The sequence below is a fragment of the Bacillus sp. FJAT-45066 genome, from assembly GCF_002335755.1.
Lineage (GTDB): Bacteria > Bacillota > Bacilli > Bacillales > Bacillaceae_I > Bacillus_CD > Bacillus_CD alkalisoli.
This window is the reverse complement of the sequence record NZ_NISQ01000001.1, coordinates 1,029,537-1,052,257: the sequence shown is the minus strand read 5'-3', so window position 1 is coordinate 1,052,257 and position 22,721 is coordinate 1,029,537. Positions and strand designations below refer to the sequence as shown.

Sequence of the window (22,721 nt, the reverse complement as noted above, 5' to 3'; positions counted from 1 at the left end):
TATTTCCTCTTTTGCTTCAAAAAACTCTATCTCTTATTTCTTTGTTGATAAGTTCCACAATGCGATCTGGAGGTAATGTTCCGTCAATAACTATATCTGCATTAGGTTTTATTTTGTCCTCCATTTCTAGATATGCAGTTCTTCCAAATTGTAAATAAAAATGTAGATCGCTATGTATTTCGCTAATTTGGCTATTTGTGTGATCTCTAAGTATTCTTCTGGCCATTGCTACGTCTAAAGGTGTGTCAATAAAAATAGATAGGTCAATGTAATTTTTCATTTTATCGTTCATATAGGAAAACGGATAGTCTAGCACTATGTAGGATGGTACTTCTTTAGAGACTTTTATCGATTCAATATCTCCTATCATTGGATCTAAGTTCCAAAGGTTATAATCAGCTCCCTGATTCACCCACTTTATAAGGTCAACAGGTGCCTGTTTAAAATCATAATCATCAAAAAACAAAGCTTGTGTATCTTGTAACACCGATCCTAATTTTTTCGTTATTGTAGTTTTTCCTCCACCGGAAAAAGCTGCAATTGATATTATCTTTGGTTTAATACTCATTTGTATAAGCCCCTATCTGCATTAGCCGCAATAAAACCCAAAGCCTATTATAATAAAAAGAAAAAATTCATTGTTCAGATTTAATGTTTTTTTTTCTTGTTTGTGTTAAAGACCGCTGTTGATTTCCGCACATATCTTCGCTTTCCGCGGGCGTTGAAAAGGAAGGTTATTTTCACTAGCGTGAAAAAACCTACTCCTCGTCGCATTCGCTCCTGCGGGGTCTCCCGCTCCCCGCTTCTCCCGCAGGACAAGGAAGGCTTCTCAGCGATACATCGCACGAAGGAAATGCGGGAGCATTTACGAGGAGTCTTCGATATGCGCGGAAATCAACCGCTAGACTGACAAAAAACAACAACAAGCTTTAACATAGCCTATTTCTTAAAAACCACAAAAATGACTATTCCTAAACCTAATACAATGATGACTAAATGTATAAACAGATAATCAATAAAGAGTTCCCATTGAAGCTGCTGTATTTCTTTAAGTGTTTTGAAATACGCCATATGTTCACTCTCCACATTACCTAGTTTTGTCATTATGTATTGTTATTAAGGTGAAGATTATAATTTTATTATTGCCCGCTCGTATATTCCTTTTTAAGAATTCCCATAGTAATAATGTCATGCCACTTACCATTTCTATATAAGCTCTCTCGGACTACTCCTTCTTTCACAAATCCAAGTTTTTTATAAATATGTATAGCTCTTTCGTTAAGAGAGAATACCCTTAGTAAAACACGATGTAGATTTAATTCTAAGAAAGCATAATCAAGTAATATCTTTAGAGCTTCTGTCCCATACCCCTTGCCCCAGTATTCCTTTTCTCCAATATCAATAATACACTCAGCATTTCTATTTTTTGTATCGATATTAATAAGAGATGTTACACCAATTATAAAGTTATCCTCTTTCATTTCTATTATATAGCTCTTAGACGAATTAGAATTTAGTATAACTTTCTCTACAAACTCTTTCGTTTCTTCAAAGGTATAAGCATCTAGGGCTAGACTAGTAGTTGCCATAACATCTATATCATTTCTCCATAAATGATATTTTTCAATATCTTCTTTGTCCATTTTTCGTAATCGAAGGTTTTTTGAGTTTAACATGGTCAACATCCTCTCACTTTATTTCTTCTATTTATACGAATGAATCTCAGAAAAGTTCCCTGCTGCATGAGGACGTTATTCGATTCTCATCTGTTACTGTTTTCTTCCTATTATATATATTTAAAAGTGTTTCACTTACTGAATAGTCAAAATATGATATACTATTTTATTGCATTGAAGGTTTTGATTCGAATGGGAAAACTGAGTAACTTTAATCTTAAAAGAATAAGTAAAGCAAAATAACAAAAATACTATTTTGCTTCTTTATTAAAGGAGGAGCAATTGTATGAAAGAGATTTTTGAAAACAATTTCGATAAATATGAAAACCCTGAGAAATACGATGAAATGTATGGGAATTATCATGAAGATTTACTGTATATGATGGAGTATGCAAATGGTATGGAACAACGGGTTATAGAGCTTGCATGCGGAACAGGTAGATTAACAATCCCCATGGCTAAAAGTGGGATTAATATGGTAGGTATAGATTTACATGATGGTATGTTAAGTCGAGCCAAACAAAAAGCAGCTGAAGAACATGTAAAAATTGTTTTTGAGCAACAAGATTGTACGCAATTGGAATTACCTTATAAATCGCCTCTAATTTTTATGACCGGTAATTCTTTTCAACATTTTTTAACAAATGAGAGCCAAGATTCATTATTTCAATCAGTAAAAAAACATCTATTACCAAATGGGCAATTCATCTTTGATACACGAAATCCCATCTTAGCTGAATTATCAATGGACGAAGAATATGAGGAGTCCTATATTAATAAGGACAAACAAATTGTAAAAGAAAAGCACTATGAAAAGTACAATCATGAAAACCAAATTTTATATTGTGTCACACATACTGATATTTTGGAAAATAAGCAATTAATTCATACTAAAAGAGATTCAATTTCCCTTCGCTACGTTTTTCCAATGGAGTTACAAAGATTATTAGATATACTTGGATTTGAACTATTACATCTTTATGGTTCATGGAAGAAAGACGACTTCACAAAAGATAGTATTTCTATGGTTGTTCATTGTCGGTTAAAACAATGACAAATACAGTTAAAGAAGAACATTAATTACAATCAGAGTATTGGCATTTTTCGTTAATGCTCTTTCTGCTTTAAAGGAAAATTCAATTGAACATACTACGTTTATCATTATATTGTCCATATTTATTCTATGCATTAAAATTTTCATTTGAATAGTGTTTTTGTACTGTGTAAAAAATACATAAAACATAAGATTATTACCCAACCTATATGCAGAGAGGTGATTCTATTGAACGACAAGTTAGAAAAAACAATTGAAATTTCGGCTTGTGTAGTTACTGCACTATTATTGATCAAATTTGTTCCTAAGAACAAATTTCGAGAAGCTCAAGTAGCTTTTATGTTTAAACAATTAGTTACATCGCTATTTGGATTACTAGTAGTTGAAAAAAATCTAATTTCCTATCCTACTCGTCTTTTTTTCAAGAAAACCATTAAGTCAAGTTTTACTTTCGAATACTTTGTTTATCCCGCGTTATGTACATTATTTAATTTGTATTATCCTGAAAAGAGGAACAGTGTTATAAAACTGCTATATATTTTTTTCAACTCATCAATTATTACCTTTTTCGAAGCATTCGCTGTTAAGTATACTACCCTAATTAAGTACAAAAAATGGACGTGGTACTGGAGCTTTATAACAATGTCGTTATCTTACTATATATCACATATCTACTATAGATACTTTTTTAAGAACCAAGTCAATTAACAAAATAATTTCGAACATCTATAAATACTCAAAAGGGTAGTCGATATTTATAGCATTCACTACTCTTTTTTTGTTGCATTGACGATCAATCAGAAGGTAACCTCTCATATTCACTAACCTGCTTTGTTAGTATAAGAAGCGACTGCTCTTATTGAACAATCGCTCCCAATAGTTGAAGCTACAATTCCATTAGTTATGGATTAGTTTCTTAATCTCATCTTTATTTTCTTCAATTAATTCATTGAGATGCTTATTTGCTTGTTCATCATACTTTTCAATATCCTTTGTTGGTTCACCTAGAACCCTTTGTATATAAGCATTAATATACGCACTTGTTTCACTTGTCTTCTCAATGTACATTTTATAATATTCTTCTGGAGCTAGACCGAGTTTTTCAGCTTGTGGTTTAGCAAACTCACGAATTGAATTTGCTGTCTTAGTATCTATATGGTCAGGTGGGTAATCACTCAACGCTTCAATCGTTTCTTTTACTTCTAAGGACACATCGATGTTCATTTTTTTTGCTTCTTGTATTATTAATGTAGCTTTTATCGTCCCGTCAATCATACTAAGTATTTTTTCATCAGGATATAAAAAACGTAATTCACCAATTGTTATCTCTTCTCCTCTTACTATTGCAGCAACATCTTCATCATTATACTTTGGTGAATCCGAGCATCCCGTTAAGAAAATTAAATAAATAACAATAATAGAACAAAAGATTTTATACATTACTTACACCTCTTTTCACAACCGTAACTTGTTAGTACTATTTACGAATAACCTTACACAAAGTTTCATTCTGTCACTGACACTAAATACTTTTAATTTTGTATCCATAACAATATCTGCACTTTCGCCTTCAAAAACATCAGTAAACACTTCTTCAGATAATGGTTGTAAACTTGAAAAGTGCACATACTCATACACTTCTGGAAAAAAAGCTTCTAAAAACTGAGGAAAAAATGTGTGAATTAATTGTTTGAAAAGCTGGTCATGATGAATATAACTCGTAGGAGCTTCCTTTTCTCTAACTAGTGCTATCACAGTAAACTAACACATCCTTTTGGAGAAATAAAAGAGAAGAAATTACTTGGTGTTATACTAAATAAATTATACAACAAAATAAAATTAGGAACAAGTGTTCTTATTTCATTTCCTACATCTTTTTTCGAACTCCAGCCATAATGTTAGATCATCACACTCTTTACTTTAATAAGAAATATTAAATTACTAACAAGGTTAACTCATCAAGACTATGTATCACTTTTACACCTTTATGTGTAGTGTTATTTTTTCGATTTATCCATACTCCTACCAGCCCTGCATCTGTACTTCCAATTGCATCAACTTCTAATCTATCTCCTATATAATAACTTTCATAAAATGAAACGTTCGCTTGAACACATGCTTCTTGAAAGATAATAGGATTAGGTTTAGCCACTCCTATTTCACTTGAGGTAATAATACAATCAAAAAAATGCTGGATCCTTATTCGCTCTAACTTTTCTACTTGTTGATTATAATCACCATTACTTATTATACCAAGATGATACCCTTGTTGTTTTAATTTTTCTAAGCAAGGAATCACATCTTCAAAAGCAGACCAATTACTTTTATATAATTCCAAATAATTATTGAATTTTGTATCTGCTTGCTTGTCGCTTAGATGATGACCAAACAAATCTTTAATTCTCATTCTTCTTTGTTCTTGAAAGGACATTTCTTTTGCTAAAAACTTTTCGAAATATTTATTAGATAAGGTAAACCATCTTTCAACAAATTCGTTTTCACTACACTCTATTTCGTTTTTGTAATTTCTTAAAAAATCAATAGCGCCATTTTTTTCAGCTTTGTCATGGTCAAGTAATGTTCCATCTATGTCAAAAAATATCACGGTATTATACTCCCTCTGTTCCTATTTCCTTTAGATAATATTAGTTGGATAGTTCCACTAAGCGTTTATCCTTTGTTGGTATGAAGCACACGGTAATGCAACAAACCTGATTTCTTAGTTAAAAAACTTATTAAGTATTCCTACCTTATGAAACGCCAGTGTTAATTTTGTAACGCTGTTAATTCCTTCCTATGTTCCTGGGCTTTCTTATCAAACAGATTCAATATGCTCACCCAAAAATCTTTCGTTATGCTCGTTCGTGATAAACTATCTCTATCTTCAGTTGCTGTGTAATCTAAACCGTGGATTTCAAATCCTAAAATATTTTCTTTTAAAACTTCAATCCACTCTTGGTTTAAATTAGATATAGTAGTAACATTAATCAAAAAATTCTCATCCAAGTGATTATATCGTAGCTTGTCTACGTTATTGCTTTCCCCAAACTAATCTTTTATCGTCCTTTTTGTTACCTTGAATATAAATTTTTTTAATTTCATTGGTTGGCTGCGTAATAATTATATTAAAATCACCAGCAGGGTTAAATATACTTACGATGCTATACTTTAACTTAATGTAAAGATTTTCATCTTCCAAAAAGTACGTATGCTTACTAAAACCATTTCCACTGTCAGAAGAAATGCCTTTTATAAAGATTTCCTCTTCTGAAACTTCTATTTCTTGCACCCCAATTGTATTCGTTGAAACATACTGCCCTTCAACGAAAAACAAGTACCCAAGAAAAATAAAAATTGCTATTATTGTTACACCAATACTTAACAAAACTCTTGATATTTTCACAATCCATCTCCCCTTTTTATCTTTTTTCTACAATTATTCTGATTCGTTAGTTAAAAACTTCAGCAAAAAGTAAGCGACAACCCTTCTTAGATCATCGCACCAGTTACTTTAAGTACAATCCTTAACAGTCTAAAAGTTAAAAATCATTAATAGCCGAAATTACATCTTTTACTATTTCAATAGATTCTATCGGCTCACCATCAAGCTCTAAACTGTGATTTGCCCCTTCTACTACTTTTAAAAGTAGATGAGAATTATTTTTCAACTTTTCATAGCGTTCTGCAATGAAGCAGCTATCTTTATCTCCAATAATACAAAGTCCTTTTTTATCACTACTAACCATTGCGTTCCATACATCATCTCTTTGTAATAAAGGGGTCAACCATATTAATTTTGCATTTTCAAACGTAGTATGTTGATGCAGATAACTTAAAGCTATTGTTCCTATTGATTTAGCCACTATATAAAAATTACGATATTTCTTGTTTTTTAAGGCCTCGTCGATTGCACGTTGTACAGCTGTTGTAAAATTCTCTTCACTAAGAGCATCCATCTCTTGCTTATTAAAGGAATAGTTAATGTGTAATACATCAAAACCTTTTGTATAAAATAAGCCTGTAGTAAAGTGTAACAATGGAGCCTGCGTTGTGTAACTAGCACCGGGTAAGATAATAACTAAGTTACTTGATTCTTCTTTTTGTTCTATTAATCTAAAAGGGATGTTTTTATTATTTGTCTCCATCTTCTCACTCCTAACTTTTATATAGCTCTCTATTCTGTAATATGATTCATTATTCCTTCTTCAAGTTATTTTTCCTCTATTCTAGGCACATCTTCTTTGCTGCTAGTTCAACTCAGATCAATACATATTTTCCCCCTCAATCGGGAACCCTAAAAAAGCAATTAAAGATAAGGAGGACAATGAAGAATGGACGATACAAAACAATTTATCGACAAACTACAAGACAAGCAACAAAAGGATGAACAAAATAGACAGCGTCAAGGAAAAGGACATCCAGAAAAGAAATTACCGAATAAACAACATTAAGTAATCAAGAGCAAAAAAGGATTTGTCCAGGACAAATCCTTTTTGTATGTTTTCTATAACATCCCGAAAATATTTTCCACTACTGAATTCACTTAACCTATTCTTTTGTGACCAGCTGTTACCTTAAAAAATAGGAATTTGCATAAGTGCCTGTTTTATTTAGATGGATTAGGAAGAATAAGATCTTTATAAAATTCTTTGTGGCAACTCAGATTTCCTTTTGGTGGTCAAAACAATCAACCTTACCATTAAACTTCTTATTTGCCATACAATATTGTGCTACTTTTTCCGTTACTTTTTTCTTACACAAAGCACATTCATAATTTGTTATAGAAATTTTTTCGGTGTAATCTCATTTAGTGCTTTTACATGTGCTTGCCTTAACTCTTTATCTGTAATATTTGCATGTTGAAGCGATTCGTATATTTCGTTAATTTGCTGATCGTTTAAAATAGGTGTTTGCTTGGTAAGCTTCAAAACAGAAATTTTTCTATTAATAAACTCTGAAAGTTCTACGTCGTATACAACTAGATGATCAGAATCTATTTTTCTATAATCCAATTCGTCTAATCTAAACGTACAACGTTTTGTAAAAGATACGACAGAGAAAAAATGATCCATTTGTGTCGAAATTCCTTTTAAGGCTTGAATATGACCATAATTTTGTATAAAAGGACTCATAAACCTTATCTTTCCGTTTACTAACCATTGCTTTCTATTTTTCCCACCATATATCGTGCCTTGATAATTTTTAGTTTCAATAACAAATACGCCATATGATGTAATAAGGACATGATCTATTTGCGAGTAGCCTGACTTCGACTTATCATTCTTAATCATAATGTCCGTTACATACTTATATTCTTTAGGCATTTGAGCTAACTGTATATCAATTTTATATTCTCCAAGTTCCCCTTTACGTTCGGCTATCTTCTCTTTTTTCATTTCCGGTTTTACTTCTTTAGTTTTCGTACTTTGTTTTTGTTTCTTTTTAAATATGTTTAAGAATAAGAACATAGGGCCTCCAATTACTTATATCGCTTAGTTTTGGTCTGTACATATCTTCAGTCCTAATAAGGCGCGAAGCCTTCTTGACTAAAAAATATGTTTTCATCTTTAAATGAGCTTTTTAATAATTTCATAGCATGCTTATGTGCATGTTCACCATACCAGTCTTTTAAATCATCGTGGTCATACAACTCTTTAATATTAAGCTTCTCTGTTCTTCTCCCTTGACTTCCATCACCAGAAAAGAAATCATCTACTACGACTCGGTCGACAAGCGCTGATAAGGTTTTTGGAAACTGGTCCGAGAATGGTAGGACAGGTGATATTGCTATTTGAACGGGAATGTTATGCTCTTTTAGCTGTCGCAAAGCCTTAAGTCTTGCTTGTATGGGAGGAGCGAAAGGACTAAATTTTTTTCTAACTGATTCCTTATCCGTTTCCACTGTCATACTAACTCTTACATTATCTCCTAATCTAGCAATCAAATCGATATCCCTAGTCACTAATGGGCTTCTAGTTTGAATAAATAGAAAGTCTGGAGGCACTTCAACCATTGCCTCTAATAACTGTCTTGTAATTCTTTCTCGATATTCAATTGGTTGATAGGGATCTGTACTAGAAGACATAAAAATGGTTATTTCCTTATTCCTCTTTCTTAAATTCATTAATTCACGTGATAATTTTTCTTTTGTTACTTGCTTAATATCAACCCATGTCCCCCACTCTTGTTTTCTAAAAAGACCTACTGGACTTTTCCTTACGTAGCAATAAGAACAGGCAAAAGAGCAGCCAGTATATGGATTAAGAGAATGGCTATAGCCCTTTAGAAAACCACTAGTAGGAGTTAATAATTTGGAAGGTACTTTATGAGTAAATTCGATATTTTTCTTCATATTCGCTCCTATCATCCATCTCTAATTATTTTTATTAATATATTACCCCCTAAACAGTAATAGGGTGCTTTTTGTTCCATCAGTGGCTTTGTTGTCAACAACCACTAGGGACTTAGACATAGACTGGTCAAAATCACTGACCACAAACAAATCTTTATAGTATTATTATTTAAAAAAAACGATATTATATAAATAAAAACAAGCAAATACTAAAAAAGACCTTTGGTGCGCTAACACCATACGGCCCACACAATAGCAGGTTCCCTTCAAGGGAGTCAGCAATTCAGTTAGAGTCCACCCTTTTTCGCTGTCACGCTCAAGGTTGGGTTATTTTTTGTCTTTTACGCTAGATACAACTAAACTAGCAAATGCAATCATAAGCACTAATGCTTGAAAAGTTGTCATAATATCGGCATCACCCCCTTCCAACTGGGGTAATGCACTAATTTGATTATATATCAAATCAAAATAAGGAACAAGTGTTCTTATTTTAGAAATAACATAATCTGTCGGTGTCTCCTAAAGCTATGAGTAAATTTCGTTTTAGAATTAGGGTTACGATAGCCTTTTGAATTATTGTAGCTTTCCTCTGCACAGAATCGGAATCTCCTCTACCACTTCCTCTCCAGATAATAGGTAGGCGTAATCGTATAAATTGCAAACTGGGCAAATATGATTTGGGATAATTTCTAGTTTTTCCCCAATTGTTACTTGATTACTGAATGTTTCATTATAAATTATTGCGTGTTCGTCATAAACTTGATCAATATAAACGTCATCAAAGTCTTTAATATAACCTAAGCCTGTAGTTGCACATATTCCCTGACTGCGCGACTGCATCGTGAGCCCTTTTGCACCAACATCAGTAATTACACGTTCCTTTGTAGGTTTGCTGATAATCGTTGTTAAAACAGTTGCAGCACAATTGGCGAATGTACCCATTGCATTTCCTTGAGCTACGTCCATGAGGATATAGGTTCCCACACGAAGCTCAGTAATCCCCTCCATTACCCCAAAATCATGCAAAAGAGGCGGAGTAGATCCAATGCTAATCGTTTCTAGTTTGGACCCTTGTTTTTCCGCTAAATGTGCAAAATGAAGTGTTCGAATTTGAGCTTCGTTATAGAGTTTTCGACATTCCTCAAGATCTTTTGCTTTGTAAGTATGACCATCATGAGAGAAGATTCCTTTTAAGTTCAGATGAGAGCAATTCTTTATATAATCTACTAAAAGTATGAAATCATTTTCTTCAATAATACCTGAGCGATTTTCACCCACTTCAATCTCGATAAGAACTTGAGCCTGCTTCTGACTGTCACTAAAGACTTTTTCTATCATTTTGCATTGATCAATACTATCAACACCAAAGGAAATATCAATTGATTCGGCAAGCTTTTTTATACGGTTTAATTTACCTTCTCCTACTATTTCATTTGCTATAAATATATCGTTTAGTCCGTTCTCAGCCATTACTTCTGCTTCGCCAACTTTTGCTACTGTAATACCTTTTGCACCTATCTCTTCCTGCAATTTAGCGAGAGCAGGCATTTTATGTGTTTTTGTGTGTGGACGAAGTTGAACGTTGTACTTATCGGCATATAATTGCATCCTACGAATATTTCCCATCATGATTTCTCGATCAATTAATAAGCATGGAGTGTCTAATTCCTTTCTTTTCATCATCATCATCATCATCTCTCCCTATAGAAAAATTTAAATGTATGTAAGGTAGCCTTAGCATACGATCCTCTAAGATTTAATCCCTGCCCCACAAAGAGGAATTATTATTTTTTCTTCTGGTGAGTTCTTATATTTTAAGTAGCCAGCATAGTTAACAGCTGATGTGATCTCGACATAGAAACCTTTAGTAGCGAGTATGGACCGGGCAATTTGTATTTCATCTTCGTTAATGGCTAAAAACGTACCGTTAGTCTCACGAACTGCTTCAAGAATTTGTTTTCCGCGTGCTGGTGATGCAATGGCGATTCCTTCTGCTAGTGTCCCTTTGTTTACGACAGCAGTAGTAGTTTCCTCCCCACTTTCAAAAGCACGGACAAGAGGTGCACAGTTAGCTGCTTGGATAGCAATTAGTTTTGGCATTTTTTCAATCAATCCGTTTTCTAATAACTCTCGAAAACCAAAGTAAGCCCCAAGCAATAGGGTACCATTCCCAACTGGGATAATTAATGAATCCGGTACACCTTTTAGTTGCTCGAAAATTTCATATGCGTACGTTTTCGTCCCCTCATAAAAGAAAGGATTGTACACATGACTTGCATAAAACACGTTTTCTTTCTTTACTGCTTTTTGTGCTGCAGCGGCCACGTCTTCACGAGTACCATGAATTTCCTTAATCGTTGCACCGTGTGCTTTTACTTGAGCAATCTTTTTTGGAGAGGTTTCAGCACTTAAATAAATGTCGCACAATATGTTACACCGTGCGGCATAGGCAGCAATCGATGTTCCCGCATTACCACTACTATCGGCTATCACTTTTGATGCGCCAAGTTCCTTTGCCTTTGTCATTAGAATAGCGGAACCTCGGTCTTTAAACGATAGGGTTGGCATCATGTAATCTACTTTTACATATGTATGAGGCTCTAGAGGATCAAGAACGATTAAAGGAGATTGACCTTCACCCATTGTGATCAATTCCCAAGTCTTTGAATCTTTTGAAAATGGCATGGTTTCGAAATAGCGCCACAACGAATTCGGATACTGATTCCAAACAGTTACATCAATTGTTGGTTTATCTTTCACTAAATCTAAGACTCCCTCACAATCACAGCGCCACCTAGTAGCCGTAACAGTATGCTTTTGTCCACAACTGTTGCATCTATATTGTTCCATATGCCGACCCCTCCTCTATATTTTATATAAAATATAAACCACTATATAAAAATAGTACTAAATATAGGCAATCGCATCTATTTCAATTTTGAAACCAAAATGCAATTCATTTGTTGGCACCACTGTACGTGCAGGTTTATACTCTCCAAAGAATTCTCTATATACCGCATCCACCTTACCCCATAATTTAACATCTGGAATGTATAGTGTCATCCGTATGATTTGGTCTTTTTTACTTCCTGCTTCTTCTAAAATCATTTCTACATTTTTAAGCGCTTGTAATGTTTCTTCTTCTATGGTTCCAAATTTCTTTTCACGGGTTGTCGGATCAATAGAAAACTGACCAGAAACATAGACCGTTTCATTATGAATTGTTGCCAGAGCATAATGCCCATTTGACTTTAATTTTCCAACTTCAAAAATACTTTTCATTGAATTCTCCTCGTTTCTTTAAAATTCAATAAGGAAGCCCCCTCAGCATATCTACAAAAGTAATAATTTCCCTTGTTCAAATGTAATACCTTGAAAGTGTATTTATTACTCAATTTGATCGTGCTAAAAGCGATTATCCAGTAACCAAGATTCCTTATTATTAGTGTAAAGAAGAACCCTTCCTGTGCCCATCACTTTTTATAAAAATACCTATTACAATTCCTAATAAAGCCTATAGTAAAGTGCTATAATTCAACCGCAAGTTTCTGTGTTACTCTAGATTTATGATGGTGATTTGTATATGTACGGTAAAGGGGTGACTAGGATGGAATTGCAAAGAATTAAAACAGAAATGGTGAAAGAAAGAGTCGTGAAAATGAGAGATATAAAAGGGAAAGAATATATAAGAGGAATACTTTTGACATTGATCTTGGCACTTGTGGCCAATCAGATCGTGCTATTGCCCTTCTTTTCAATCATGGGAATCATGATTATCTCCATTTTGCTCGGGATGCTTTGGGCGGGTATCATGGGAGCTCAACCGCAAGCTAATCAAGGCATAACATTCAGCAGTAAATACCTGCTTCGAGCTGGCATTATTCTTATGGGCTTACGTTTAAATCTTAATCAAATCTTTGAAGCTGGACTTACCATCCTCTATATTGATGCCATTGTTATTGTATTTACTTTAGTTTTCATGATTGGATTAGGAAAGTTTTTGAAAGTAGATCTTCATCTGAATACGTTAATTGCGGTAGGAACTGCTATTTGTGGAGCAGCCGCCATTGTAGCGGTAGCCTCTGTTATTAAAAGCAAAAAAGAGTTTACTGCTTTAGCCGTTGCATGTATTGCGATATTAGGCACAATCGGTGCTTTAGGTTATATTTTCTTGTACCCTGTTTTAAATCTCGATTCTTATAGTTATGGAGTTTTAGTCGGTGCTACTTTACATGAATTAGCACATGTGATAGCTGCAGCAGTGCCTGGTGGTGAAGTTAGCAGTGAAACAGCCCTTATCGTTAAATTAGGAAGAGTCGTATTATTAATCCCTGTAGCTATTATTATTGGATTTATTTTTTCAAAAATGGGGAAAGGTAACGTGAAAGAAAAATCTTCCATCAAAACTTTACCGGTTCCTTGGTTTATTTTTGGATTTCTAGCAATGAGTTGTATCAATACCTTTATTTTGCTACCTGAAGAGTTGGTGAACGGTCTTTTATTTGTCAGTGTATTTCTCTTATCCATGGCTATGGCAGGTTTAGGTTTAGGCATTAAATTTAGCGATTTTAAAAAGGTTGGATTTAAACCAATATTAGTAGGTATAGTCGGTTTTATCGCCTTAACATTACTTGCTCCATTCTTGCTTTTACTAATTGAGTGAGTTTCATAATGTACAATTACTAAACGAAAAACGAATATTAAACCTTTTCTTTCATATAATTTACGTTTTATATCGATATAATAAACGGAACCTTCGTTTTTCAGTAATCGAACAGTAATTATGAAATTGATTCAATTAACTATTGTAATGAATTCTGATTTGTTAAAGTACAAGATTAAACCTTGGCCGTCTTTATGATAATGCTCTGTTGAAAGGGCTGTTGATTTCCGCGCATATCTTCGCTTTCCGCGGGCGGGCCGGGAGCCTCCTCGTCGCATTCTCTCCTGCGGGGTCTCCCGCTCCCCGCTTCTCCCGCAGGAGTCTACGATATGCGCGGAAGTCAACAGCTAGAAAGGTATTAAAAATCAACACTAACCTTTAACACAGCCTATGATAAAGATGGTCTTTTTCCACTTTTTACAAACGAATTATAGTATAATTACTAGTAGAAAGCTTTAGTGGAAAGGGGATACGGGATGAATATAGAACATTTAAAGGTGTTTTATATCGTAGCAAAGGGTAACAGTTTTTCAGAAACAGCTAAAATACTACATCTCTCTCAACCTAGTGTAAGCTTACAAATACAACAATTAGAAAACTCATTATCAATCAAGCTATTTGAGCGAACAACAAAGCGCGTTACCTTAACACCGGCAGGTAAACTATTATATAAATATGCTGAGAAAATATTAAACGTAATTCATGAGACCAAAAGGGAGATTTCCCTTTTATCAGAGTCCATTCATGGAGATTTGAATATTGGTGCCAGTCTAACAATAGGCGGGTATATTTTGCCTTACATACTTGGACGATATCAAAAGGAGTTTCCTCACGTAAATCTTCTTTTAAAGCTAGACAACTCTGATGTCGTCATTGAGAAACTGTACAATCAAGAAATTCATTTGGGATTCATCGAAACATATACTATTAATCGAGAAGTTCAGCAACTCCCTTTTATGGAAGATGAGCTTGTGATTATCGTATCTTCTAGTCTATTTGATTCAAAGATTAACAAAGAAGAGATTACAGCGGAAGAGCTCTTCTCATTACCAATGATTATGAGAGAAAAGGGATCTGGAACAAGACAGGTTGTGGAAGAAAACTTAAGAAAATTTCACCTGAATCCAAGAGACCTAAATGTAATTTTAGAACTTGAAAATACAGAAGCGATCAAGTCAGCCGTTGAGTCTGGGATGGGAGTATCCATTATATCTAAATCAGCTATTAAAAAGGAATTACAGTTGGGGGTTCTTCGGGAGATATATATTCAAGATGTTCGTATGAAGCGTCACTTCACCTTGATTTACAAAGAAGAAGCACTCACCCTTCCAAGTGAATCCTTTCTTTCGTTTATTTCTCAATACTATCAGATAGAAAAATTAAAAAACGAATCAATAGAAGAAGGGACACCCTTATAAATAGGGCGTCCCTCTTATTTTTATCATTTTTTATTACGAGTTTTAGTATTAAACCGTTTGACCTTTGTCTAATACAGGTGTAGAAGTGTTTTCGGAATTCTCTATAACAACACAACCAGATGCATCCCCCATAACATTCACACTTGTTCTCATCATGTCTAGTATTCGGTCAATACCAGCTATTAGCGCAATTCCTTCTAATGGAAGATTTACTGCTGCCAACACCATTGTCAACATCACCATTCCAGCTCCTGGAACTCCGGCCGCCCCAATCGATGCTAATGTTGCCACTAGTGCAACCATTAACAGTTGAGTAAAGGAAAGATCCACTCCAAAGTATTGGGCAATGAACAAAGTCGCAATGCCTAGATAAATAGCTGTCCCGTCCATATTAATAGTAGCTCCTAATGGTAAAACAAAGCTACTTGTTTCTTTAGAAACTCCTAAATTTTCTTGTGTGTTTTTCATTGTCACAGGAAGGGTTCCTGCACTACTGCACGTAGAGAAAGCAACAGCTGCAGCTGGGAAAATCCCTTTAAAAAAGTGAAGAGGACTCATTTTTCCAAATGTCTTTACTGCGAGTGAATAAACGATTGCCACATGAATGATGGCCGCTACAGCCATGGCGATAATCACTTTAATTAACGGTAACAATATAGCTAATCCATAAGTTCCTACAATGGGTGCTAATAAACCGAAAATTCCTATTGGAACTAACTTCATTACAATTGCGGTAATCTTATACATGATTTCAGACAAGCCTTCAAAAAAGTGTAAGACAGGTCTTGCTTTTTCCCCTACGATGACAATTCCAATACCTAAGAAGATAGCAAAGAAGATAATTTGTAGAATAGATCCCGTAACTAATGACTCAAGCGGGTTTGTTGGAATGATATTTAATAAAGTATTAATGACACCTGGAGATTCTTTAGGTTCAGCAGCAGTTTCATTAAGAGTAATGTCTATTCCAGATCCCGGGGAGAATATCAATCCAGCACCTAATCCAATTGTAACAGCAAGGAGCCCAGTAATCAGGTAATAGGTGATTGTTTTGCCCCCTAAACGGCTCAACTTTTTCATATCCCCCGCACTGGTAATTCCAACGATAATGGTTGAAAGAATTAATGGCACAATGATAAACCTAATTAATCGTAAGAATAAGTCCCCAAGTGGTTGAACGATAGAAGCCTTTTCCCCCATAAATATTCCTACGAGGATTGCGAGAATAAATGCAACAGCAATTTGAAGCGTAAAATTCTTTTTCATCATTTTTCCTCCTTCAAATTTAAAATTGATTTAATACTTATCGTCTAAAAGCGATAATTTCAATCTCTATTTCTGCATCTTTGGGAAGACGGCTAACTTCAAAAGTTGCCCTAGCAGGATATGGTTCTGATAAAAATGTCGAATATACTTCATTAAAAGAAGAAAAGTCTTCTAACGATTTCATAAATACTGTTGCTTTGGCAATATGTTGATAGGAAAGTTCTGCAGTAGCTAGGATCGCCCCGATGTTTTTCATTACTTGTTCAGTTTGCAGACCAATATCCCCTTGAACCAATTCATTTGTTTCAGGATTAATGGGTAATTGACCTGAGACGAAAATTAGATTACCTGTATCAATCGCTTGTGAATAGGGACCTAAAGCGGAAGGCGCAAGTTCGGTTTTCAATTCTTTCAAGTGTAATCCTCCTTTAACAAAAATGATTAAAAACCACATATGACAACGCTTTCATTTAGACTTAGATTATTGCATTGTTATATTTCTAGGTCTAATCTTTTCATTCTTTTGCAGCCTAGGTATTTCAACTTCCACTGTATTAGGGTATTTGATTCCTGCCCCTGTATTTAAAACAACAACTTTATCAGTTGCTTTGATCCAACCATCTTTTCGTAATAGTCTTGCTGCTAGGAATGCTGCAGCTCCCTCTGGACAAACAAAAGCACCTTCTTTTTTAGAAATGAGCTTCAGTTCTTCAATGACGGCAAGATCATTCACGGATACAGCACAGCCTTCTGATTCATAAATAGCCTGTAAAACTAAGAAGTCACCTAAAGCTTTAGGTACATTAATCCCAAAAGCAATGGTCTCCGAATCATTCCAAAACTCTGATTCAGTTTTCCCTTCTTCCCATGCTTTCACGATTGGTGCACAACCGTCTGATTGAACGGCTACTAATCTAGGCATTTTTTCGCCAATCCAGCCTAATTGTTGAAGTTCTTTTAACGCTTTATAAATTCCTATTAGGCCAACACCCCCACCGGTTGGATAAAGGATCACATCAGGAACTTCCCAGCCCAATTGTTCAGCAATCTCCAATCCCATCGTTTTCTTTCCTTCAATGCGGTATGGTTCTTTTAACGTAGAAACGTCATATAGTCCATTATCTTTTACAGCCTGGCCTACAATTTTTCCGGCGTCACTAATTAAACCGTTTACTAAGTAAAGATTTGCACCAGCTACTGCACACTCATTTCGAGTGATCATTGGTGCATCTACTGGCATGACAATCGTGGAGGAGATTCCTGACTTTGCTGCGTAAAGAGACCAGGCTGCTCCAGCGTTACCATTCGTTGGCATCGCCAATTCTTTAACTCCTAATTCCTTTGCCTTTGATACTCCTACCGCAGCCCCTCTAGCTTTAAAGGTGCCGGTTGGAATGATACCTTCATCTTTCATATATAACTCAGGAATATCCATGTCTTCACCCAGTTTTTTCATTCGTACTAAAGGGGTCATTCCTTCCCCCATCGATACGATATTTTCCTCCTTAAGCAATGGCAAAAGTTCATGATATCGCCAAAGATCATTTCTTCTTCCAATGAGGTCAGACGGCTTCCAATTTTCTTTCATACTAGTGAGGTCGTACTCGACTAGCAAAGGCGATCCACATTCGCAAAGCTGTTGAACTTGATTCACGTCATACTTTAAAGAACATTTTGGACAATATAGATGGGAAACGTAGCTATATTTCATATTTCTTCCTCCTCTTGCTATATATGTATTACTATATAATTTATAGTATCACAATTATGGTCAGTATTTTCTAAATATTTAAAAAACAACCTATGACTCTTTCTTATCGCATGTATTAAGATTCTTAATAAATGAATCAATTTCATAATTCCTGTTCGTTTAGTGAAAAACGAATGTTCCGTTTATTATAATTAGACAACGTTCGATTTAACACGTAAATTATATTTAAAAATAGGTTAATTATTCATTTTTCGTTTAGTAATTGTACATTATGAAACTCACTCAAGTAGTTGGACATTTTTGGTCCCCAAAGACTGGCGCTTTGATTCCATTAAAATATGGGAAAATCGCAGAGCGTTTCTATTAATCTCCTTTATTCAATAAAAAAAGCACTAGAATCTAGTGCTTTTGCTAAACTATTAAATATTCAACTCGTGGTCAAAACAAAAAGATGCACGGGGACGGTTCTCTTGCTTCCGGAGCACTAGAACCGTCTCTTTGCTTCAAAAATCTCTACCATAAACAATTCTTTATTGTTTTATTATTTTTTAAAAATAAAAGGGATATTCTATGATTATTTTTATAAAAGGACTGCAAAATAAGAAAGTAGGGATTTTTTAACAAAGGAGGAACACCAATGTCCAAAGACAAGCAGACACCTTCACCAGAGGTAGACCAAAAGAAACTTTTAAATGATAAAGTGGAGAAAGCTCGTCAAAACAATTTTGAAGATAACCACATTCGAAGAGTGACTCCAAACGGTGCCCAAGGCGAATAAGTTTTTTCTCAGAAGCAGAATATCATTTATTCGTGATATTCTGCTTTTTATGTTCAGTTAGTCTAATAGGAATATCCCTTTTGGAGACACTTTTAGTGGAACAAGCAAAACAGCTGCACCGATACAGCCCCTAATACTATTAGTATTTACCTTCAACTTCAGTGCTCGTTAGATAGTTATTTGTATTTAAAAAATGCGAATCCTTCTGGAAAATTAATCCTCGTTCCTTTAAATAAAATACTTCAAAATCTATTCCAAGATTATGTCTTATTAACCCACATTAGGCATCTATTTTTTATTTAATATTTTTGATTATCTTCAACATCATCCCTGCTGCGACATTTTGCCCAAAAAACTGATTAGTTGTTCCTGTAAAATATAGGTCGGTCTTTGGATGGTAAAATGAAAAAGCACCTGTCTGCCCCCAATGTCCTATCAATCCATTTTTAAATTCTTTAATAGATATAGGTTGATTTGCAATTCCAACCCCATAAAAGAATAATCCTGGACCGAAAAGGATTTTCCATTCTTTAAGCTCAGTGAAATATTCTTTCGGAAAAGAACTGTCCATTGAAAAATGCCTTTAAAAATAGCATAGATTCCTTCGCAGTTGATACAATGCCTCCTTCTGGTCCGATAGATGACATATATTGGGGAAGATGGAGTTCCTTATCTTTGTAATACATAGTGGCAGGTTTTTCATCATTCACATCTTCAAATAAGTACGTTTCCACTAAATCTAGTTCATCAAAAATAAATTCTTTGAAAACCGTATGGATTTCTTTTTTAGTTATTGTTTCAATAATTCTACCTAAAAGTTGATAATTTGTATCAGAGTATTGAGCCCTTTTTCCAGGTGCGAATTTCGGTTTCTTTTTTTTGGCACTCGCTATTACTCTTCCAAAACCCCAACTTTGATCTTTTCCTGTCACTAATTCCTTCACCGCCTCAGAGGAAAAGTAATCAGGTATTCCTGACGTATTAGACATTAAATGTTTGATTGTTATATCTTTGGAGTAATCTATACCTTTATATATGTGGAGTTCATGTAGAATTTCATCCGTAAAATATTCGGAGATTTTATTTTCTAATTGTAAGTAGCCTTCTCTTCTTAATAGTAGTAATACAGTTGTTACGTATAATTTTGTAACACTTGCGATAAAATATGGTTTATTTTCAGATAGATTTCCTGCCCCGTATAAGAGCGATAAAGAACTGTCCCCATTTTCAACACATAATACAGCACCATATATATTTTTCTTTGATACCGAAGTTGAAACTAAATCAGCAACAAATGATGAATCAATTGTTCTTAGCAACTATTATAGCCCCCTCTCAATTAAATTATCCTTTGCTTTGGATCTTCTCTAATTATATTCACAAACTATATACTTAAAGCATTTTTCTTGTTCAACTATTGATCGTTAGTACAAAAACATTTCAACAAAATAGCGCTAATCCCTTCTTGGATCAACGCTCTCCGTTTGTTCAATAAGGTTGAACTCATTTGGCATTTTCATTATTTATTTTTTTGTTTCTTATAATACTATGAATGATCAGTCCGATTAGAAATAAAGTTAATGATGTGAATACGATTCCATAGCCTATTTCCTGATTGGTATAGTTTTGATAAACATATAGTGACATCGACGCAGAGCTTATTATTAAAGCAAATATTGTTAACGAATGGGTTTTTACTTTTCTCAAGAAAACTCACCTCTTTCTTCTTCAATACTCCTTCTTCTTTACTTCAACAAGAGAAAGACGACAACCTTCATTCAGCTATCTCACCCGTTAGCCGAAGACAAATGAAGGTTCTTGTGCTATCAATTCATTTGGAAAAAACATATATCTATTCCTTTTCTTGTCCTAAAAACACGGTACTTTCGTCTACAAAACAAATAGGATTGCCAAAAGGATCTTTGGCATAAAAACATCTTTCTCCCCAAGGTTGAGTTTCAATCCTCTCATCAATTGGACACCCGGTCATTTTTACACGTTCATACACTTTTTCAAGTTCAGAATTGTTGTTTTTTTCTTCTTCAAGCAGTTCAATAATTCTCTTGTTTTGTTTCAACTGCTCTCTTAACAATGCAATAATCGTACTTATTCCTATAATAATAATCAGTATCATTACCCACATAAAATTCCCCTCCCATACCCACGCATCTATTAAAGAATTCTGATTCGTTAGCACAATAAAGAAATGCCATTAATTCACAGAAACTCTTAACCCCTATAAACCTATTTTATAGCTGCTGAATTTATATACGGCTGTTAAAAGAGTTAAGTTTCATAAAATCAAATAATAACCATTTTTCCAAGAGTCGTTACAACAATAGGACATCTTCCGCTAAACTGTTCCGTTAGTACAATAACACTTCAACAAAAAAGCGCTAATCCCTTCTTGGATCAACGCACCCGTTAGCTTAACATCTTTATACCATTCATTAATTTCTTCTTCTTTAAAGTCATATCCCCAAAAAAACCGCTCCTATGTGTTTTTATCTTTCTCCTATTCATAACGAATGACAAATTGAAAAGTCACACTTTTATTTATTTTAAATATCAATTTATAATCTGGTAATGCCCAATCATTATGTGCTGTTGAATGAGTATTGGCATTGTCTAATTCTTTTACCAATTCTTCAAAAAACTCTTTATCATCAATAGTTGTAATCATTGCATATTGTTCGGTCTGCTCCTGATTTTCCAAGGACAACTTTAGCATCAACAGAAAGAAGCTAATCTTCTTCTTAAAGATTAGCCCCGTTACTTTAAATGAATATCATTACAAGTTGTTATAATGCCATTTATTCTCCAATTTCTAGTAAAATACAAACTTACCTGATAAATAGCTAATTTCTAAACCCTAGACTTTGCCGTTTTCAGTATATTCATAGAAACGCTGCCATCCTTGTGCAAGAAAGCACAGTTTTACGTATCGCTTCCTAAAGATGATTTATTATAAACCACCGGAGTCTTAAACCGCCATTCTATCCACGTTTTTTCAACTGTCACTAGTTCAGTTATAAAACGACTTACATTAATTCTGCTAGTTTTACCCGGATTGAATAATGGACTTCTTACAGGAGATTCGAAAATTTCATAAGAACTTTCTTCATCATGGTTAACTAATGTATCAGGTCGGACGATAGCCCATTCTATCTTTTCATCCTCTTTACCAATCTCGCGTATCAGATGATTTGCTGCCTTGATGTTATCACGATGAGGTGGAAGCAAAAGCTCTAGTACGGAAAAGATGATTTTTTCTCCTGTTGAATTTGCCTCTCCCGATATAGTATTTGTATAGCCTGTCGTACCCATAAGAATGATCTTTACTTTTTTGTTAGCATTGTTTTTGACTGTCTCACATACTCTTTTAATTGCATCAAACACTAAATTACGAGGATTACCAAACATTCCTTTGGGTGTAACATTGTGACCAAGACACAAAATAATGACATTGCATTCACTTATAAGGGTATTCAACTCAGAATCATCTATTTCGTTGATATTTCCCTTAACGATTTCCACTAATGGATTTTCTTCTAGGTGATTAAACAGAACTGCGCTTTTTCTAATGAAAATCCGAGTATTAATTTTCCTTTTGATTAATTGATTGACCACTAGTTTACCAGTAGCTCCGCTGGCCCCAAGAACTAATACTCTCATTTTCCACCACCTCCGTTTCTCACGCCGCGGTTGGAGAGTCACACTACCTTATTCGGGCAATACAAATACTGTATTTCATCATGCTTCCTCCTCTTGCAATATATGTATTATCCTATTATTCAAAGTAT

29 protein-coding genes are annotated in these 22,721 nt (G+C 34.4%); 6 read left to right on the top strand and 23 right to left on the bottom strand.

The genetic code is table 11. From position 1 onward, the window contains the following. Positions 1–16: 16 nt before the first annotated feature. Positions 17–568, bottom strand: a complete 552-nt coding sequence (locus tag CDZ92_RS05320; RefSeq protein ID WP_096154173.1) for a hypothetical protein — start codon at positions 566–568, stop codon at positions 17–19. A 571-nt stretch (positions 569–1,139) separates the two neighbouring features. Further along, positions 1,140–1,676 carry a GNAT family N-acetyltransferase gene (locus tag CDZ92_RS05315; protein WP_096154171.1) on the bottom strand — a complete coding sequence of 179 codons (537 nt, stop codon included), beginning with the start codon at positions 1,674–1,676 and terminating at the stop codon, positions 1,140–1,142. Positions 1,677–1,962: 286 nt separating this feature from the next. On the opposite strand from CDZ92_RS05315, the gene CDZ92_RS05310 reads away from it, so the two are divergent. Further along, positions 1,963–2,730, top strand: coding sequence for a class I SAM-dependent methyltransferase (locus CDZ92_RS05310; protein ID WP_096154169.1), 768 nt, complete (start codon positions 1,963–1,965; stop codon positions 2,728–2,730). A 219-nt stretch (positions 2,731–2,949) separates the two neighbouring features. Next, the gene (locus CDZ92_RS20410; RefSeq protein ID WP_303621589.1) at positions 2,950–3,438 is read left to right on the top strand and encodes a CBO0543 family protein; all 489 of its coding nucleotides are present in this window, start codon (positions 2,950–2,952) and stop codon (positions 3,436–3,438) included. A 189-nt stretch (positions 3,439–3,627) separates the two neighbouring features. Here CDZ92_RS20410 and CDZ92_RS05300 read toward each other — a convergent pair whose 3' ends face one another. From CDZ92_RS05300 to CDZ92_RS05275, 6 genes are all read right to left on the bottom strand, one after another. Then, entirely contained in the window at positions 3,628–4,170 is a 543-nt protein-coding gene (locus CDZ92_RS05300; protein WP_096154166.1) for a hypothetical protein, read from the bottom strand. Positions 4,171–4,185: 15 nt separating this feature from the next. Then, positions 4,186–4,485 (bottom strand): hypothetical protein, encoded by a 300-nt coding sequence (locus tag CDZ92_RS05295; protein ID WP_176483716.1) that lies wholly within the window; start codon positions 4,483–4,485, stop codon positions 4,186–4,188. A gap of 178 nt (positions 4,486–4,663) precedes the next feature. Then, positions 4,664–5,335 (bottom strand): HAD family hydrolase, encoded by a 672-nt coding sequence (locus CDZ92_RS05290; protein ID WP_096154164.1) that lies wholly within the window; start codon positions 5,333–5,335, stop codon positions 4,664–4,666. A 161-nt stretch (positions 5,336–5,496) separates the two neighbouring features. Next, positions 5,497–5,721: a hypothetical protein gene (locus CDZ92_RS05285; protein ID WP_096154162.1), complete on the bottom strand. Its 225-nt coding sequence runs from the start codon at positions 5,719–5,721 to the stop codon at positions 5,497–5,499. Positions 5,722–5,761: 40 nt separating this feature from the next. Further along, entirely contained in the window at positions 5,762–6,133 is a 372-nt protein-coding gene (locus tag CDZ92_RS05280) for a hypothetical protein (protein WP_096154161.1), read from the bottom strand. Between the two features lie 136 nt (positions 6,134–6,269). Continuing rightward, positions 6,270–6,875 (bottom strand): alpha/beta hydrolase, encoded by a 606-nt coding sequence (locus tag CDZ92_RS05275; RefSeq protein ID WP_096154159.1) that lies wholly within the window; start codon positions 6,873–6,875, stop codon positions 6,270–6,272. Positions 6,876–7,061: 186 nt separating this feature from the next. Between CDZ92_RS05275 and CDZ92_RS05270 the strand changes: the two genes are divergently transcribed. Further along, a complete protein-coding gene (locus tag CDZ92_RS05270) occupies positions 7,062–7,181 on the top strand; it encodes a DUF4023 domain-containing protein (RefSeq protein ID WP_096154158.1) in 120 nt (39 codons plus the stop codon). A gap of 327 nt (positions 7,182–7,508) precedes the next feature. On the opposite strand, the gene CDZ92_RS05265 is transcribed toward CDZ92_RS05270, so the two are convergent. The 6 genes from CDZ92_RS05265 to CDZ92_RS05245 form a co-directional block, all read right to left on the bottom strand. Beyond that, on the bottom strand, positions 7,509–8,198 hold the full coding sequence (locus CDZ92_RS05265) for a nuclease-related domain-containing protein (RefSeq protein ID WP_255249784.1): 690 nt from the start codon (positions 8,196–8,198) through the stop codon (positions 7,509–7,511). A 53-nt stretch (positions 8,199–8,251) separates the two neighbouring features. Beyond that, on the bottom strand, positions 8,252–9,082 hold the full coding sequence (locus tag CDZ92_RS05260) for an SPL family radical SAM protein (RefSeq protein ID WP_096156921.1): 831 nt from the start codon (positions 9,080–9,082) through the stop codon (positions 8,252–8,254). Positions 9,083–9,409: 327 nt separating this feature from the next. Further along, positions 9,410–9,487, bottom strand: a complete 78-nt coding sequence (locus CDZ92_RS20475; protein WP_227521584.1) for a putative holin-like toxin — start codon at positions 9,485–9,487, stop codon at positions 9,410–9,412. Positions 9,488–9,655: 168 nt separating this feature from the next. Continuing rightward, entirely contained in the window at positions 9,656–10,762 is a 1,107-nt protein-coding gene (locus tag CDZ92_RS05255; protein WP_096156920.1) for an alanine racemase, read from the bottom strand. Between the two features lie 69 nt (positions 10,763–10,831). After that, complete coding sequence (locus CDZ92_RS05250) at positions 10,832–11,932, bottom strand: threonine synthase (RefSeq protein ID WP_096154156.1); 1,101 nt, start codon at positions 11,930–11,932, stop codon at positions 10,832–10,834. Between the two features lie 57 nt (positions 11,933–11,989). Further along, on the bottom strand, positions 11,990–12,364 hold the full coding sequence (locus CDZ92_RS05245) for a RidA family protein (protein ID WP_096154155.1): 375 nt from the start codon (positions 12,362–12,364) through the stop codon (positions 11,990–11,992). A 325-nt stretch (positions 12,365–12,689) separates the two neighbouring features. On the opposite strand from CDZ92_RS05245, the gene CDZ92_RS05240 reads away from it, so the two are divergent. Next, positions 12,690–13,745, top strand: a complete 1,056-nt coding sequence (locus CDZ92_RS05240) for a YeiH family protein (RefSeq protein WP_096154153.1) — start codon at positions 12,690–12,692, stop codon at positions 13,743–13,745. 131 nt (positions 13,746–13,876) lie between these two features. On the opposite strand, the gene CDZ92_RS20240 is transcribed toward CDZ92_RS05240, so the two are convergent. Next, positions 13,877–14,089: a hypothetical protein gene (locus tag CDZ92_RS20240; RefSeq protein WP_096154152.1), complete on the bottom strand. Its 213-nt coding sequence runs from the start codon at positions 14,087–14,089 to the stop codon at positions 13,877–13,879. Positions 14,090–14,221: 132 nt separating this feature from the next. Between CDZ92_RS20240 and CDZ92_RS05230 the strand changes: the two genes are divergently transcribed. Further along, positions 14,222–15,163, top strand: a complete 942-nt coding sequence (locus CDZ92_RS05230; RefSeq protein ID WP_096154150.1) for a selenium metabolism-associated LysR family transcriptional regulator — start codon at positions 14,222–14,224, stop codon at positions 15,161–15,163. A 48-nt stretch (positions 15,164–15,211) separates the two neighbouring features. Here the strand turns inward: CDZ92_RS05230 and CDZ92_RS05225 are convergent, their stop codons facing one another. The 3 genes from CDZ92_RS05225 to CDZ92_RS05215 form a co-directional block, all read right to left on the bottom strand. Then, complete coding sequence (locus CDZ92_RS05225) at positions 15,212–16,429, bottom strand: dicarboxylate/amino acid:cation symporter (RefSeq protein ID WP_096154148.1); 1,218 nt, start codon at positions 16,427–16,429, stop codon at positions 15,212–15,214. Positions 16,430–16,466: 37 nt separating this feature from the next. Then, a complete protein-coding gene (locus CDZ92_RS05220; RefSeq protein ID WP_100333602.1) occupies positions 16,467–16,844 on the bottom strand; it encodes a RidA family protein in 378 nt (125 codons plus the stop codon). A 66-nt stretch (positions 16,845–16,910) separates the two neighbouring features. Further along, entirely contained in the window at positions 16,911–18,140 is a 1,230-nt protein-coding gene (locus CDZ92_RS05215; protein ID WP_096154144.1) for a threonine synthase, read from the bottom strand. Positions 18,141–18,777: 637 nt separating this feature from the next. On the opposite strand from CDZ92_RS05215, the gene CDZ92_RS19855 reads away from it, so the two are divergent. Next, entirely contained in the window at positions 18,778–18,918 is a 141-nt protein-coding gene (locus tag CDZ92_RS19855; RefSeq protein WP_176483715.1) for a hypothetical protein, read from the top strand. 295 nt (positions 18,919–19,213) lie between these two features. On the opposite strand, the gene CDZ92_RS20235 is transcribed toward CDZ92_RS19855, so the two are convergent. The 5 genes from CDZ92_RS20235 to CDZ92_RS05195 form a co-directional block, all read right to left on the bottom strand. Beyond that, a complete protein-coding gene (locus CDZ92_RS20235) occupies positions 19,214–19,489 on the bottom strand; it encodes a hypothetical protein (RefSeq protein WP_227521480.1) in 276 nt (91 codons plus the stop codon). Further along, a complete protein-coding gene (locus CDZ92_RS05210; RefSeq protein WP_227521479.1) occupies positions 19,455–20,237 on the bottom strand; it encodes a serine hydrolase domain-containing protein in 783 nt (260 codons plus the stop codon). Before CDZ92_RS05210 ends, CDZ92_RS20235 begins: the two co-directional genes overlap by 35 nt. Positions 20,238–20,770: 533 nt before the next feature. Then, on the bottom strand, positions 20,771–21,061 hold the full coding sequence (locus tag CDZ92_RS05205; RefSeq protein ID WP_096154142.1) for a VOC family protein: 291 nt from the start codon (positions 21,059–21,061) through the stop codon (positions 20,771–20,773). 372 nt (positions 21,062–21,433) lie between these two features. Further along, positions 21,434–21,649 carry a hypothetical protein gene (locus CDZ92_RS05200; RefSeq protein ID WP_096154140.1) on the bottom strand — a complete coding sequence of 72 codons (216 nt, stop codon included), beginning with the start codon at positions 21,647–21,649 and terminating at the stop codon, positions 21,434–21,436. Between the two features lie 206 nt (positions 21,650–21,855). Next, the gene (locus CDZ92_RS05195; RefSeq protein ID WP_096154139.1) at positions 21,856–22,593 is read right to left on the bottom strand and encodes an NAD(P)-binding oxidoreductase; all 738 of its coding nucleotides are present in this window, start codon (positions 22,591–22,593) and stop codon (positions 21,856–21,858) included. Between the last annotated feature and the right edge of the window lie 128 nt (positions 22,594–22,721).